The 13,239-nt window shown below is 61.4% G+C and carries 11 protein-coding genes and 1 other RNA gene; 3 read left to right on the forward strand and 9 right to left on the reverse strand.

Annotated features, from left to right (window positions below; genetic code table 11):
• Window positions 1-75: 75 nt before the first annotated feature.
• Window positions 76-1,806, reverse strand: coding sequence for a group II intron reverse transcriptase/maturase (gene ltrA / locus D1227_RS06835; protein ID WP_119404062.1), 1,731 nt, complete (start codon window positions 1,804-1,806; stop codon window positions 76-78).
• A 507-nt stretch (window positions 1,807-2,313) separates the two neighbouring features.
• On the opposite strand from ltrA, the gene D1227_RS06840 reads away from it, so the two are divergent.
• Window positions 2,314-3,741 carry a cryptochrome/photolyase family protein gene (locus D1227_RS06840; RefSeq protein WP_119404328.1) on the forward strand — a complete coding sequence of 476 codons (1,428 nt, stop codon included), beginning with the start codon at window positions 2,314-2,316 and terminating at the stop codon, window positions 3,739-3,741.
• Window positions 3,742-3,995: 254 nt separating this feature from the next.
• Here the strand turns inward: D1227_RS06840 and D1227_RS06845 are convergent, their stop codons facing one another.
• The 3 genes from D1227_RS06845 to ffs form a co-directional block, all read right to left on the reverse strand.
• Window positions 3,996-4,433, reverse strand: a complete 438-nt coding sequence (locus tag D1227_RS06845) for a hypothetical protein (protein WP_147373277.1) — start codon at window positions 4,431-4,433, stop codon at window positions 3,996-3,998.
• Between the two features lie 141 nt (window positions 4,434-4,574).
• Window positions 4,575-5,375 carry a hypothetical protein gene (locus tag D1227_RS06850; RefSeq protein ID WP_158586591.1) on the reverse strand — a complete coding sequence of 267 codons (801 nt, stop codon included), beginning with the start codon at window positions 5,373-5,375 and terminating at the stop codon, window positions 4,575-4,577.
• Window positions 5,376-5,487: 112 nt separating this feature from the next.
• An RNA gene (gene ffs, locus D1227_RS06855) (signal recognition particle sRNA small type) lies at window positions 5,488-5,584 on the reverse strand.
• Between the two features lie 64 nt (window positions 5,585-5,648).
• On the opposite strand from ffs, the gene nudC reads away from it, so the two are divergent.
• On the forward strand, window positions 5,649-6,587 hold the full coding sequence (nudC, locus tag D1227_RS06860; RefSeq protein ID WP_119404331.1) for an NAD(+) diphosphatase: 939 nt from the start codon (window positions 5,649-5,651) through the stop codon (window positions 6,585-6,587).
• 88 nt (window positions 6,588-6,675) lie between these two features.
• Here nudC and D1227_RS06865 read toward each other — a convergent pair whose 3' ends face one another.
• The 3 genes from D1227_RS06865 to D1227_RS06875 form a co-directional block, all read right to left on the reverse strand.
• Window positions 6,676-7,218, reverse strand: a complete 543-nt coding sequence (locus D1227_RS06865) for a porin family protein (protein ID WP_119374487.1) — start codon at window positions 7,216-7,218, stop codon at window positions 6,676-6,678.
• Between the two features lie 237 nt (window positions 7,219-7,455).
• On the reverse strand, window positions 7,456-7,911 hold the full coding sequence (locus D1227_RS06870) for a YHS domain-containing (seleno)protein (RefSeq protein ID WP_119374486.1): 456 nt from the start codon (window positions 7,909-7,911) through the stop codon (window positions 7,456-7,458).
• A gap of 35 nt (window positions 7,912-7,946) precedes the next feature.
• The gene (locus tag D1227_RS06875; protein WP_233349640.1) at window positions 7,947-8,480 is read right to left on the reverse strand and encodes a hypothetical protein; all 534 of its coding nucleotides are present in this window, start codon (window positions 8,478-8,480) and stop codon (window positions 7,947-7,949) included.
• Between the two features lie 174 nt (window positions 8,481-8,654).
• Between D1227_RS06875 and D1227_RS06880 the strand changes: the two genes are divergently transcribed.
• Window positions 8,655-9,572 (forward strand): LysR family transcriptional regulator, encoded by a 918-nt coding sequence (locus tag D1227_RS06880; RefSeq protein ID WP_119375222.1) that lies wholly within the window; start codon window positions 8,655-8,657, stop codon window positions 9,570-9,572.
• Window positions 9,573-9,581: 9 nt separating this feature from the next.
• Here the strand turns inward: D1227_RS06880 and D1227_RS06885 are convergent, their stop codons facing one another.
• Together D1227_RS06885 and D1227_RS06890 are read right to left on the reverse strand one after the other, a co-directional pair.
• Window positions 9,582-10,838: an EAL domain-containing protein gene (locus tag D1227_RS06885; RefSeq protein ID WP_119404332.1), complete on the reverse strand. Its 1,257-nt coding sequence runs from the start codon at window positions 10,836-10,838 to the stop codon at window positions 9,582-9,584.
• 475 nt (window positions 10,839-11,313) lie between these two features.
• The gene (locus tag D1227_RS06890; RefSeq protein ID WP_119404333.1) at window positions 11,314-13,206 is read right to left on the reverse strand and encodes a DUF885 domain-containing protein; all 1,893 of its coding nucleotides are present in this window, start codon (window positions 13,204-13,206) and stop codon (window positions 11,314-11,316) included.
• Window positions 13,207-13,239 lie beyond the last annotated feature (33 nt).

The following is a 13,239-nucleotide window of genomic DNA, read 5'->3' on the forward strand; positions in this document are numbered from 1 at the left end:
ATGTCGGGTAACAGGTCGGCGTTGCCGCCGACCCGTCCCCTCAGAACCGTGCTTGCAAGTTTCCCCGCACACGGCTCAAGCAAGTCCCTGTTGTGCCGCGCGGCGGCAGTCGGCGTGGACAAGTCGCAGGTTCCGGTAGGAACCGTTCGCCCTGTCCCCATCCACATGAGACATGCGGATGGTTTCGCCATTGTAGAGGCTCTCGCGGCAGGTCGGGCACTTGTGCCGTTGCCGCTGCGCAACCTTCTGCCAACTGCGCGTGAGGTCAGTCCCTCCCATCCGGCGGGCCCGGTTTCGCCAGTAATCGGCGAGAGACGGATCGTCGGGAGAGTTGCGGTGTTTCACCATCGTCCAGCGCACGATTTTGATCGCGGCTGGATGGATCATGAACGCACCAGACTGCTTGTCCATAAAGGTGTAGCTGAAGTTCGGGCAGTTATAGTGCCGCCCGAAGTATTTCCGCATCCACCAGTGTTTCAGCTTCCTCGCATGGGCACGATGGCACCAGCGACGTTGCCGGACATGGACATAGTGTTCGATCCCTGAGAAGATTTTCCCGGCGACACTGTAACGGTAGTAGTTGCACCATCCACGTATTACCGGATTGGCAGCTGCAAGCAGTTGCCCCTGATCCGAGCCGACATGGGCGCGGAACAGGTCCCTGAGCTTCTTCCTAAACGCTTTAACGGCGTCCTTGGAAGGTTTGATCAGGGTCTTCGTGCCAGCGGCGCGGTCTGCCACCTTATAGGAACGGACATTGAAGCCAAGGAAGTCGAAGCCTTCCCGTATGTGCCGGATACTGGTCTTCTCCTCGGAGAGGTTAAGGCCGCGCCCGGCGAGGAATGCAGCAACGCGCTCCCTGGCCTCAAGCGCTTGCGTCTCAGTGTGGCAGATGACGACGAAGTCGTCAGCATACCGCACGAAGACAGGGCAGTGAGGTTTCACGTATGAGGCGCTTGTGCCTCCACGATACTCAATGCCCAGCGCTTCTTCCATTCCATGCAGGGCGATGTTGGCAAGGAGAGGACTAATGACCCCGCCTTGCGGTGTACCCTGCTCGGTGGCGTGGAACACGCCATCTTCCACATAGCCTGCCTTCAGCCAACGGCGGATCATTCCCCTTGCGGGGAAGTTGCCGATAGCCTCCATCAGGGCGTCATGGTCGATATTGTCGAAGCAGCCTTTGATATCGGCATCAAGAACCCAGACCCGTTTGGACCCGGACTTGGTTGCCAGATATATCCGCTCTATGGCGTCATGGACGCCACGACCGGGCCGGAACCCGTAGCTTGTCCCCTCGAACTGCGCTTCCCAACAGGGCTCAAGTGCATTGAGCACAATGGCCTGCTGGCACCGGTCGATGAGGGACGGGATTCCGAGCGGCCGCTTCTTGCCGCTCGCTTTAGGGATATACACCCTCCGGGCTGGAAGCGGTTCCCATGCCTTGAGGTTCACCAACTGGTTCGCAAGGCCGGCCCGCTCGGTCGGCGTCAGTGCGGTTCGCGCATCGACACCGGGAGAGGCTTTCCCACGATTGATCTGGCTGACCCTTCGGATGGAAACGAGCAGGTTCGCCCGGCTGTGCAGCATCAGCTTTTGCAACGAGCGGACCGTTTTCCAGTCCCGCATTTCAGTCGCCCGATAGATTCTCCGGCGCAGCGTCCTGACGGTTCGATAGGCGGCAGGCCAGTCAATGGTCTGCCAGTGAACAGTTCCGTCGCTTACGATCAGGCCTTGCGGCCCGTCCATCTTTTCACGAACGGTTCGGTTGCTGTTCCACGAGATTACGGGGGACTCACCAGTCATCTGTCAGCACCCTTTCAGGTTGGGCATGGCCCTATCCACCGGGTTATGTATTCCCCGTGCCTTTCGGCTGGCGGCATTCGCTTCTGATAACTTCCTACACCCGCTGAGGAGTTGGGCGGCTCTTGCGAGCCGCTTACCGGGCGCTGTTACCAGCGACCGGACCTCATCGGGGTTACTCAGTTCCGCATCTGTGAGATGCGACCGGGTTAGGTGCCTGCTATACGCCGGGGAATATCGACCTTCCGACTGAGGGATCCACGTGCCCCCAGCCCATTCCCTTGCTCCCCGTAAAAGCCACTTCCGGGGGACTGATGGGTAACGACGCATCAACACAGATTCACTTTCGTTCACCATACCGGTCTTCTCCTTGGGCGGTTCACCGGCGTGTGGCTGCCAGCTCCCCGCTCGTTTCCGGAGGCTTCGCACCAGCCAGTTACCCAGCTCGCACGCTCCGGCTAGAAATGGTCGAGAAGGCTCGACCAGAGGCATCCCTGCCTCACTCAACAGATGCGACTTTCTGGTCGCACCGAGGACAGCCTCTTCTTCGGCGACCGCCAGTATCCATTACAGTTCCACAAGCAGAAGCTCTGGCTGCACCGGGCCTCCATGGCGCGCTACATGAAGCGGCTGGACGCGCTCAAACCGCCAGCCGAGCTCGTCGGCTACAAGGCTGGCGAGTCTGTCCTCAAGCTCACCATTAAACGGCTGGCCAAAGAGGGCGTCACGGAGATTATCGCCTGCGACCCGACGGATTTCATTCTCGAAAAGCGCCTCAAATCCTATTGCGAGGCCGAAAACATCGACCTCACCCTGCTCAATACCCCGCTATTCCTCAACACGCCGGGCGAGAACCGGGCCTGGCGGGAGGATCACAAATCCTGGTTCCAGGCCGAGTTCTACAAGGCCCAGCGGCGCAAGCTCGGCGTGCTGATGGACGGGGACAAACCGGCCGGCGGGCAATGGAGCTTTGACGAGGACAACCGCAGGAAAGTCCCGAAATCATTACAGGGCGAGGTGCCGCGCCTGCGCCGGCTCACCCCCGACGAGATCGAGGAAGAGGCCCGCCGCTCTGTGCTGGAGGACTTCCCCGACAATCCCGGATCGCTGGACCAGCTCTACTGGCCCACCTCCCATGAAGCGGCCGAAAGCTGGCTCGGCGCCTTCCTCAGTGAGCGGTTCGAGCGGTTCGGCCCCTATGAGGATGCGATTCTCGAAGGCGAGAGCCTGCTCTGGCATTCGGCCATCACGCCGATGCTGAATATCGGGCTGCTGACCCCGAAACTCGTCCTCGATGCGGCAATTTCCTTCATTGAGAACAAGGACATCCCGATGAACTCCGCCGAGGGCTTCATTCGCCAGGTGATTGGCTGGCGGGAGTTCATGCGCGCCACCTATGAAGACCTCGGTGTTCCCATGCGCACCACCAATCACTGGGGCCATACCCGCGCCCTGCCCGCCTCATTCTGGACCGGCGAGACGGGCATCCCGCCCATCGACGACACGATCAAAAGGGTCCTGAAAACAGGGTACTGCCACCATATCGAGCGGCTGATGGTGCTCGGCGGCTTCATGTTCATCTGCGAGACCGACCCGGACGACATCTATCGCTGGTTCATGGAGATGTTCGCCGACTCCTATGACTGGGTGATGGTGCCGAATGCCTATGCGATGAGCCAGAATGCCGATGGCGGACGGATCACGACAAAGCCTTATTTTTCAGGGTCTTCCTATGTCCGGAAGATGAGCAATTGGGGCACGGGCGACTGGTGCGATGTCTGGGACGGGCTCTACTGGCGCTGGATCTGGAAGAACCGCGAACCGCTCGCCGGCAATCCGCGCTGGGCGATGATGGTCTCCATGGCCGAGAAGATGGACGCAGCGAAACGCGACAAACACCTTGAAAACGCAGCGAATTTCCTGCGGGGGTTTCATTAGCCCCACCCCGACCCTCCCCGCATGCGGGGAGGGGGCGGATACGGCGTGGCTCAGTGTGCTGCTTCAAGGCCGGGCCGGCCCTGATCCCCTCCCCTCAGGGGAGGGTCAGGGTGGGGCCAGCACCAGCGCCCGCAGCGTCCGTTGGGACGTGCGGCTTGCTGGTTTTCGATCCCCGCTTCGCGATGGATCGGGCTCAGGGCTGTTTGAAACATCAGTCCGCATGGTGAGCGAAGTCGAACCACGCGGACGGAAGGTCAGCTCGAATCCAGAAAGGCCGGTCCAGCGGCGGTACAATTCGCGTCCGATTCCGGTACGAGAACAGTCCAATTCCGGTATGATTCCAGTCTGGCGCCCAAAGCCGCCAGAAACCCGCCCGGTTCGAGCCGCAGCCACGGCGCACGCGGTGCGAAATTCGTCCAGTCGTCCGGGTCCGGCCGGTCACCAGACAGCTGAAGCGTGACCACCAGCCGCCCGTTTGGCAGCACGGCAACACCCAGCATGCCGACCGGGTTCGCCGCCCGGTAGGCGCGATAGTACCGCTCGAACCGCCAGACTTCGAGGAAGAAGACCGGCCAGTGATAGAGCGGCAGCAAGGCCAGCGTTTCAAGAATCCAGGCGCGGGTCAGCATGCCTGAGATTGGAGCACGGGTTTCAGAGGGGTGGGAAAAATTGGTCTCTCTCCCTTCTCCCATGGAAGAAGGGCCGGGGATGAGGGCTGCAATTTTTCAACCTGCGCGAAGGCGGGTTCACGTCCCAACCATCGTAGCCTTCAACTGCTGACCCCGCTTCCGCGAACTGGGATAGAGGGACGCCAGGCAACTATCGCCAAAAAATCAACAGTCTGATTCTTTTTGAGAAACTTCGATCAACCATCGGAGATAAGACACTGATTGACTGAGAAATAGGACAGCGAAATCCAGAGGAGGCGGCGTCGGCTCTTTTTGATTGTCGGCGTGCCTAAATCCGTGGGCGGCATTAACAAATTCCGCGAACCCTTTGAGCATTCGTTTCGCGGAATCCAATGACCTACCTTCATAGGCGCTCTCGACTCTGGGAGTAAGCTTCCGAATCACATCATTGCTCGCGAGACCTGACACCCCATAGAAATGCTTGAACACGTTTTCAATTGCGTCGAAAGCTTTCCGAACGGCGTCAAGACTTCCTTCGCCGGTCACCTTGATGCTGTTGAATGCCTCTTGGATTGACTGTTTAGCGGCCGAAAACTCAGCGGCTTCAAGAACGGCAATTATGGCCGTTCTCTCACGATCAAACGCCTGATCTATCCGAGGGTGAACAATTCCTTGCTCGTCGATTCGATAGTGAAGATTCTCTTCCTCAAATACCCGCTCAACGAACTTGATCCACAAGTGAGGCTCTTTGGTATAGGGCTTTTTTTGAGCAATCAAAACGGTCGCGATTGTGATGCAATCTAGAATTACCGAGATTTCAGCATCTCTAAACAAATACTCCGTCCCGCCCGGCGGAGAAAGTACGCCGAGCTCTCGCTCGACAAGCATTCTAAAAGAATAGTCGTGATCGCTGAGTTGGTTCCAGTACTGGCGATAAAGACGGCGTCGTGCCTTTTTGGAGTCGCCCGAAGGTGATGGCGGTTCGAGATATATGCGACTGTACAAAGGGGCCTCAATAACACGTCCATCAAATATTAAATGATTCGATTTCGCGCGTGGATAGAATTCACGCTACGTACTATTAGGCTTTGCCAGCAAAGACCATAATTCTTTTGAAAGCGGAGACTGGACAGTGACCCGAAGCGAAACTCGTTAGGGCTGCTTCGTTCCCGACCTGACCCGGTTGGCGAGGGCCTCGTCCACCGCCAGCCTCCTGACCCCCATATCGCGTCTTGAAAGCGGGGTGACAAGGGGCGGAATGCTGATAGGTGAAGGGGCATGCCTAGTCAGACGAACAATTCCGATCTCATCCCGCTCGGCTCGCGCCCCATCGACCGGGCCGGCCATCACCGCTCCGATCCGGCCTGGCTGGCCGAAGCCTTCGCGCGCGACGACGCGCTGGTGCTGATCCTGCAGGGCGGCCTGCCGCTCACCTCCGGCGATGGCGGGCTGGTCTGGCTGGGGCCGGAAGCGGCAAAACTCGCGCCCAAGGCCGAGCCGCTCTTCCTCGGCCTCGACAAGGCCGGCGCGCCGGTCTTCGCGCTGGAAATGCCGGGCGATTTCGATGTGAACACCTCGCTCATCGCCGGCACGGGCGAGTTTGGCGACCTGCGCATGAGCCTGCAGCGCATGCCGGAAATGGACGCCAACCTCGCCTCGACGGCGCGCAGCCTCTTCGAGTGGCACCGCTCGCACCGCTTCTGCGCCAAATGCGGGGCCGAGAGTGAGCGCGCCGAGGCCGGCTGGAAGCGGGTCTGCCCGGACTGCAAGGCCGAGCATTTCCCGCGCACCGACCCGGTGGCGATCATGCTGGCGACCTATGGCGACAAATGCCTGCTGGGCCGCCAGTCCATGTGGCCCAAGGGCATGTGGAGCTGCCTTGCCGGCTTCATCGAGCCGGGCGAGACGCTGGAACAGGGCGCCGCGCGCGAGCTGCATGAGGAAGCGGGCATCCGCTGCGATCCGGGCAAGGCGGAGTATCTCTTCTGCCAGCCCTGGCCCTTCCCCTCCTCGCTGATGATCGGCCTCATCCTGCCGGCCGAGAATGACGACATCACGGTGGACAAGAGCGAGCTGGAATCGGCGCGCTGGATCACGCGGGCCGAAGCGCGCGAGGTGATCGCCGGGACGCATCCGGAGATCAGCGCACCGATGCGCTTTGCTGTCGCCCACCACATCATGAAGGAATGGGCCGAGCGGCCAGACGGCTCCAGCTGAGGCCGGCCTCCCGCCAAAAGAAAAGGCCCGGACGGCGTTTCTGCCGACCGGGCCCCAGTTCCTCTCGCAAGAGAGGACAGGCTCTGTTCTAGAACCGGAAGACGGCCGCCACGGTGAAGGCGTCTGCTTCGGTGTCGTCGATGTCGTAGCGGGTATAGTCGCCGCGGATGCCGAGCGCCGGGGTCAGCATGAACTCGCCGCCAGCGCCGTAGCCGACGCCGCTTTCGGTTGCGCTGTCGGAGCCGCTGAAGCCGCCGCCGGAGACTTCTGCCTCGATCTCGGCCTGGACGAGGCCTGCGCGGGCGTAGAGATTGACGCGCTCACCGAGCGGGACCTGGCCCTTGGCATAGGCGCCGACGAGGTAGTTCAGGCCGACCGAGGCGTTGATGCCGCCGAAGGACGCATCCTCGTCCTGCACGCCGATCAGGGCTTCGCCTTCAAGGGCGAACCACTCGGAGAAGTTGTAGCCGACATGGCCGGCCAGCGCGCCGAGGTCGACGTCGCCGGACACGCCCGGCTCATCCACGTCGATATTGATGAAAGTGTAGCCGGCATCGGCATAGAGCCCCTGGGCAAAGGCCGGGGCGGAGATCGTCGCAAGGGCTGCGAGGGCGATCAGGGATCTGGACATGTAATCCTCCTGTACAAACGCACCTGTCCGGGGTGCGCGGCAGGAGAAGAGCGCTCCGATTGGGGCCGAAAGTGGGCAGCATTTCAGCCAATTGATGAAGAGACAGGCGCGCGGCTTTCGTGCCACAGGGCCGCGCGATCTAACGCAAACGTTAAAGGCCCTGCACGGAGGGGACGTGCAGGGCCTTAGAAGCCGTCAGAGGCGGGGCTGGGTGAGGGGAGGAGGGAGATCGCCCCGCTATTTGAGCACTGCCGGCCAGTTCGTTTCAGCTTGTTCAATGAACGCCGCCTCATTTTGTTCCCAGCGTTCCTGAATTTTTTTATTATAGTTTAGGTAGAGCTTCCCGTCGACGATTTTCCAATAGTCCGGATCGCCCTTGGCCGTGTCGCCCTGGGCGACGGCCCAGGCGCAGTAACCGCCGAATTGCGGCGCGTATTTTTCAGGGTCAGCCTCGAACAGAGCGAGGTTCTCGGCGCTGGCAAAACGGAACTCGGCGCCCTGGTATTCGGTGGAGAATTCCTTCTTGCCTTCAACCGGCTTGCCCTCGGTGAAATAGGCGACCGGGTCATGGCCGCCAACCGCGGTGTTGGAGAAGATGCCGGTATAGACCGGCTTCTTGTCGGCATGGGCCGGGGCGGCGAGGCCAAGCGACAGGACACTCAGGGCGAGTGTTGCGAGCAGTATACGGAACATGGGGGAGTCTTCTTTCTTGTCAGGGTTGGACTGTGTCAGTTGGAATTGGCAGGGACAGCGCCAGGCGATGCGCTCGCGCCGGCATCCGCGCCGCGGCCAGGCAGGAAGGTCGCAGCCAGCCCCTGCCCGATCGCGGCGAGTTCCCTGCGGCGGATCACGATGAGAACGATCGACGTCACCCAGACAGTGCAGGCCATGAAGAACAACCCGCCGCCATCATTGTTCGGATCGATACCGAGCGGCGTCCACAGGTGGAAGTTCACCGCCCCGCTCATCACCGCGAAGGCGACCAGCGCACCCACCGCCTGGAAGCGCCGCAGGGCCGGATGGATGCCGACCAGCAGCAGCGCCGAGGCGACGAGTTCGGCGGAGCCGATCACATACTGGCTGAACAGCCCTGTCGGCGCGAAAAGCCCCGGCGCGCCGAGGCTCGAGGCCCAGGCGTTGAGCTTGCCGAAGATCACCTGCGTCTCCACCGCATTGGTGAACTTGAAGCGAAGGCTGTCGAGAAAGACGAGCGATGCGACAAGCGCGATCGCGTGCGGTAAATAGGTCCGGATCCGGTTCATGGGTGCATCCCCTCTCATCTGATGGCGTGGAGATAGACCCTGTTGCCGTCACGTGCGACGCACGCCTGCGTGAGCGTGCTCACAATCAGGTGATTGACGTTGCGCCGCACGCACCCTCGCGCCCGGGCGTTTCGATCCCTATATTGCGCGGGACGAAATGAGCGGGAGATGGGCATGGACCGGCTGGACGCGATGCGGCTCTTCATACGGGTCGCCGATACGGGAAGTTTTTCCAAGGCAGCCGCCGACCTCGATGTCGGCCAGCCGACGGTGTCGCGGCGCATCCAGGACCTGGAAGCGCAGCTCGGCGCCGACCTCTTCCTGCGCACCACGCGCGCCCTCAGCCTGACCCAGGCCGGCGAGAAGTTCTACACCCGCGCCCGCGCCATCCTGGAAGACTTCGAACAGGCCGAAGCCGAGGTGCGCGGCCTCGACAATGAGCCTTACGGCCAGCTGCGCATCACGGTGCCGCACTCGCTGGCGCGGGTGGTGATCGCCCCGGCGCTGGCCAGCTTCCTGCGGCGCTATCCAGAGCTCTCCATCGATGTGATCTCCGACGACACCTATACTGACATCGTCCAGGAGGGCATCGATCTCGCCTTCCGGCTGGGCGAACTGGCCGATTCTAGCCTGATGGCCAAGCGCATCGCCCTCAGCCCGCGCAAGCTGTGGGCCTCAGCGATCTATGCCGCGCAGATGTCGGCGCTGGAGAGCCCCGCCGACCTGCCATCCGAGGACGCGCTGCATCTTCGCCACCGCTCCAGCAGCGCCCAGCACTGGGTGATGACGCATACCGAAAAGGGTAACCGGATCGACCTGCGCGTCGATGGCCGCTTCCGCGCCTCGTCCGGCGACATGCTGATCCAGGCCGCACAGGACGGGCTCGGCTACATCCTCGCGCCGGACTGGCTGGTCTGCGAGAAAGTCCGCGCGGGCAATCTCGTCCGCCTTCTGCCGGACTGGGAATCCGATGCCCTGCCGCTGCACGTCGTCTGGTCCGGCGGCAAGCTGAAAGGCAAGGCCCGCCTCCTGGCCGACCACATCGCCGAAGCGATGAAGGCGCAGGAGCTGCAAGAGGAAAAGGCGGCCTGAGCGCAGCGCTCAAGGCACCGCCCGCGGCCGTCCGTTGGCTTCCCTGAGGAGTTCGCAGGCCAGCTTGAAGCTGACCGGCTTTCCAAGCAGGAAGCCCTGACCGTACTCCACGCCGAGCGCCTTGAGCGCCGTGAACTCTTCAGGGGTCTCGATGCCTTCGGCAAGAATGGCGCAATTGGTTTCCCGGCCGAACTGGCTGAGCGCCGCAATCATCGCGCGTGAGGCCGGCGAGGCCTCCAGCCCTGAAACCAGCGAGCGATCCAGCTTGATGAGGTCGGCCCTCATCCCGATGATATGCTGCAGGCTGGCCCAGCCCGACCCGGCATCGTCGACCGCGATGCGCACGCCCATCGGGCCGAGCGGTGCAAGCGCATCGCGCACAGCCTGGTAGTCCGTCACCCGGACACGCTCTGTGAGCTCGATCACCAGCCGGCTGATATCGTAGTCGATCAGCGTATCCAGAAAGCGCGGGTCGAGAATCGTCGTGGGCGAGACATTGATCGACAGGCGTATCTCAGGCGGGAAGGCATCGATGCCGGCCAGCGCGAACTGAATGAGGGCCAGTTCGAGGTCGGCAAGCATCCCGACCGAGCCGGCCTCCTCGAACCAGCTCTTCGGGGCACGGGCCGGGTCTGCCGAAAAACGGGCCAGGCACTCGAAACCGAATATCTTTCCGGAGCCGATATTCCAGAGCGGCTGGTAGACCATGGAGAATTGCCGGCGCTCGATGACGCGGGCGACCTTCTTTTCGGTCAGGGCTGCCTGCCTCGCCAGCGCCCGCTTCTGCTCCAGCTGGGCCCCGGCAATATCGGCAAACATGCGGGCGGTGCCAAGGTCGCGGGCGGTCAGGGACGGGTTGGCGACGGGATCGAGACAGCACAGCAGGCCGATGACCTCCCCCTCCCGCGAGAGGATGGGAACGCTCAGGAACGCCCCGACCGGTATGGCATGGGTGATCTGCAGGTCGCGCGTCAGCGGATGGCACGCAGCATCCGGCAACAGGGCCGGGATGCGGCTTTCGAGGGCATACCGGCAGTAGACCTCATTGGCCGGGCGAACGTCGCCCGGCTTCAGCAGGGCCTCATAGCCCGGCGCATCGACATACAGGATATGGCTTTCGTCGCGCTCCAGCCTGGAGATGTAAGCCACGCTCATTCCCAGATGGCGGCGCGCGGCCTTCAGAGCCGACTGGATGATCGTATCGGCATCGGCACCTGGCGGCTGGGAGTCAGATGTTAAGGCCTGGCCAGAGCTTGCGAGGGGCATACCCGGCGCTCCACGAACAATTTCAGTCAATCCCACAGACAAGAGACTCAAACTCCACTTGATCAATACAATTTCTATTTTTCAAAGAATCGATGATATACTTGTATAATGAAGTATTCATTGATCTCTGGAAGGCCACCCTGTGCCAGGCGCCATTTAAGGATCGTTGATCCAAACGTTCAAATTTGCTTTAAATTTTTTATACTTACAAAATACAGGGCTTTGTATTCTTTGTATATTTTGTAACTTGACGCTGACCGGCATCGAAACCTTGAGGCAGTGTCTTGAATTTACTGAAAATTGAATCCGGCCCGGTCGAAGACGATGCGGAACCGGTCCATCCGGTCCCATTTCGTTCCAATGTCAGATGCAGATGACGAGGGCTGTGGAAAAATATGAAAATGGCCTCGCGCCGATTTCGCGAGGCCATTTCCGAAGGACACAGGTCTGTCTTTAGCGGCGCAGGCGCGGCCGGCTATTCTTCCGCTTTCACGTCCTCGATCCACTGGTCGACGCGGCGCTCGAGGATTTCCAGCGGCAGCGCGCCGCCGCCAAGGATGGTGTCGTGGAAGCCCTTGATGTCGAACTTGTCGCCAAGCGCTTCGCGGGCGTGCTCACGCAGCTCCAGGATCTTGATCATGCCGATCTTGTAGGCCGTCGCCTGGCCCGGCATCACGATATAGCGCTGGATTTCCGAGCGGGCCTGCTGGTCTGTGACAGCGGCATTCTCGGTGAAATATTCCCAGGCCTCTTCCTCGGTCCAGCCCTTGGAATGCAGGCCGGTATCGACGACAAGGCGGATGGCGCGCCAGATTTCAGAGCCGAGCCGGCCGAATTCCGACAGTGGGTCCTCGAAGGTGCCCGGCATTTCGCTGGCGAGCTTTTCCGAATAGAGGCCCCAGCCTTCCGAATAGGCGGTGAAACCGGCCTGGGTGCGGAATTGCGGGATGTCCTGAAGCTCCTGCGCGATGGAGATCTGCATGTGGTGGCCCGGAAGCCCTTCATGATAGGCGATCACTTCCAGCTCCCGCTTCGGCATGGAAGTCATGTCCGAGAGGTGGGCGTAATAGGTGCCCGGGCGCGAGCCGTCCGGCGTGCCGGGATAGTAGTGCTGGGCCGCGCCATCCTGCTCGCGGAAGGGCTCGACGCGCTTCACGACGAGGTCTGCCTTGGGCAGGATGCCGAAATAGTCCGGCAGCTGGCCCTCGATATTGTCGATGGCGGCCGTCGCGTCGGCGATATACTGCTCGGCGCCCGCATCGGTGTTCTCATAATAGAGGTCCCGATTGTCCTTGGTCTCGCGCAGGAAGACGAAGAATTCCTGCAGCGTGCCGTCGAAGCCGTATTCCTCTTTCACCGCTTCCATCTGCGCATGCAGGCGCTCGACTTCATCGAGGCCGATCTGGTGAATCTCCTCGGCGGTAAGGTCCGTCGTGGTCGACACCTTCAGGCGGTAGTCGTAATAGGCCGCACCATTGGGCTGGGTCGTGCCGACGCCGGTCGGATTGGCCGGGGCGTTGGGCAGTTCGCTTTCCGCCCAGTCGATGATCGCCTGGTAACCGGGCTGGAAGACGTCGACGAGCGCTGCACGGGCATCGGTGCGTAGCGTCTCGGCCTGCGCCTCGTCGATCTCGCCGGCTTCGAGGAGGTTGGAGATCTCCATCTCGATATCGGCCCAGATGTCGGAGGGCTCGCCATCGGTGAACGGCGCGCCGGTGATGATCTTCCGCGACTGGTCGATCACCCCTTCCAGCGCAAAGTCCGGCGTGGCGACGCCGCGGCTGGCCGCTTCCTTGGCAATAGTGAGAAGCTGCTCGCCGGCCCGGCCACTCTCGCGGATCCGGGAAATATAGGCTTCCATGTCGTCGAGATTGTCGACGCGGTGGAACTGGATCAGGAAGGTCGCAAGGAAGGATTGCGGGCCATTCATCTGGTCGAAGGTGTAGCCGTTATAGAAGTATTGCAGGCCTTCCTCGGCCAGCTCGGCCTGGTATTTCCAGATGTCCCAGGAATTCTTCGCTTCCGGCGTCAGCTTGTCATAGTCGAAGGTCGATTCCATCTCGGCGACGCTTGCCAGTTGCCAGTCGACCTGTTCCTTCTGGGCCTCGTAGGACATGTCGTCGATCTCGCCGTACCGGTCCTTGCGACCAAGGAAGGTGAGCTGGATCGGGCTCATCATCACCTGTTCTTCGTACTTCTCGTCAAACCAGGCGTTCAGCTTCTGCGTCTCGGTCTGTTCGGCCGTTTCGCTTTCGCCGGCCGGGGCGGACGCTTCGGGTGTTCCGCCGGGCGGGTTCGCCGCCGGGTCGGGCTCGCCGCAACCGGCAAGTAGCAAGGCAAGAGCGAGGGCAGACAGGCTGACGCGCATGGGAATCTCCAAGAAGCTTATCGAATATCGCTA

Source organism: Henriciella mobilis (genome assembly GCF_003576315.1).
Classification (GTDB): Bacteria; Pseudomonadota; Alphaproteobacteria; order Caulobacterales; family Hyphomonadaceae; genus Henriciella; species Henriciella mobilis.

Coding starts and splice junctions, on each gene's coding strand:
- D1227_RS06870 (WP_119374486.1), bottom strand. CDS start 7,911: ATGTTCCGTATACTGCTCGCAACACTCGCCCTGAGTGTCCTGTCGCTT.
- D1227_RS06865 (WP_119374487.1), bottom strand. CDS start 7,218: ATGTCCAGATCCCTGATCGCCCTCGCAGCCCTTGCGACGATCTCCGCC.
- D1227_RS06875 (WP_233349640.1), bottom strand. CDS start 8,480: ATGAACCGGATCCGGACCTATTTACCGCACGCGATCGCGCTTGTCGCA.
- D1227_RS06890 (WP_119404333.1), bottom strand. CDS start 13,206: ATGCGCGTCAGCCTGTCTGCCCTCGCTCTTGCCTTGCTACTTGCCGGT.
- D1227_RS06880 (WP_119375222.1), top strand. CDS start 8,655: ATGGACCGGCTGGACGCGATGCGGCTCTTCATACGGGTCGCCGATACG.
- ltrA (WP_119404062.1), bottom strand. CDS start 1,806: ATGACTGGTGAGTCCCCCGTAATCTCGTGGAACAGCAACCGAACCGTT.
- nudC (WP_119404331.1), top strand. CDS start 5,649: ATGCCTAGTCAGACGAACAATTCCGATCTCATCCCGCTCGGCTCGCGC.
- D1227_RS06885 (WP_119404332.1), bottom strand. CDS start 10,838: ATGCCCCTCGCAAGCTCTGGCCAGGCCTTAACATCTGACTCCCAGCCG.
- D1227_RS06840 (WP_119404328.1), top strand. CDS start 2,314: ATGCGACTTTCTGGTCGCACCGAGGACAGCCTCTTCTTCGGCGACCGC.
- D1227_RS06845 (WP_147373277.1), bottom strand. CDS start 4,433: ATGGGAGAAGGGAGAGAGACCAATTTTTCCCACCCCTCTGAAACCCGT.